1 protein-coding gene and 1 rRNA gene are annotated in these 792 nt (G+C 53.0%); both read left to right on the top strand.

The window, feature by feature from the left end; all coding sequences use genetic code 11:
* Positions 1-225: hypothetical protein (locus AXK61_RS25840; RefSeq protein WP_231855664.1), on the top strand; the 225-nt coding region annotated here is incomplete at its 5' end.
* A 5-nt stretch (positions 226-230) separates the two neighbouring features.
* Positions 231-792: ribosomal RNA gene (locus tag AXK61_RS24150) — 16S ribosomal RNA — on the top strand; the annotation flags it as partial.

The following is a 792-nucleotide window of genomic DNA, read 5'->3' as shown; positions in this document are numbered from 1 at the left end:
GGACGGCCGCGTTTGGCGTGTTCTTTGAGAACTCAACAGTGTGTCGATGAAATTGTCAGTGCCAAAATTTTTTGGCACGCATGGACAATCAAATTTTTGGTTGTTTGTGTTGTGGCTTTTCTCGTTTATTTCTTTGCGAGATGTATTTCTGGAATCATTGATTTTTGTCAGTGGTTTCGTTTTGTTCAGGATTTCCTGGATTATGCTGAAACCTTGTGTTTCTAGTGTTTTTTATGGAGAGTTTGATCCTGGCTCAGGACGAACGCTGGCGGCGTGCTTAACACATGCAAGTCGAACGGTAAGGCCCTTCGGGGTACACGAGTGGCGAACGGGTGAGTAACACGTGGGTGACCTGCCCTGTACTTCGGGATAAGCCTGGGAAACTGGGTCTAATACCGGATATGACCTTTCCCTGCATGGGGTTTGGTGGAAAGCTTTTGCGGTACAGGATGGGCCCGCGGCCTATCAGCTTGTTGGTGGGGTAATGGCCTACCAAGGCGACGACGGGTAGCCGGCCTGAGAGGGCGACCGGCCACACTGGGACTGAGACACGGCCCAGACTCCTACGGGAGGCAGCAGTGGGGAATATTGCACAATGGGCGAAAGCCTGATGCAGCGACGCCGCGTGAGGGATGACGGCCTTCGGGTTGTAAACCTCTTTCAGTAGGGACGAAGCGCAAGTGACGGTACCTACAGAAGAAGCACCGGCCAACTACGTGCCAGCAGCCGCGGTAATACGTAGGGTGCGAGCGTTGTCCGGATTTACTGGGCGTAAAGAGCTCGTAGGCGGTT

The sequence above is a fragment of the Tsukamurella pseudospumae genome (assembly GCF_001575205.1).
Taxonomy (GTDB): domain Bacteria; phylum Actinomycetota; class Actinomycetes; order Mycobacteriales; family Mycobacteriaceae; genus Tsukamurella; species Tsukamurella pseudospumae.
Note: the sequence above shows the minus strand (reverse complement) of the source record. Positions and strands in the feature narration are given on the sequence as shown.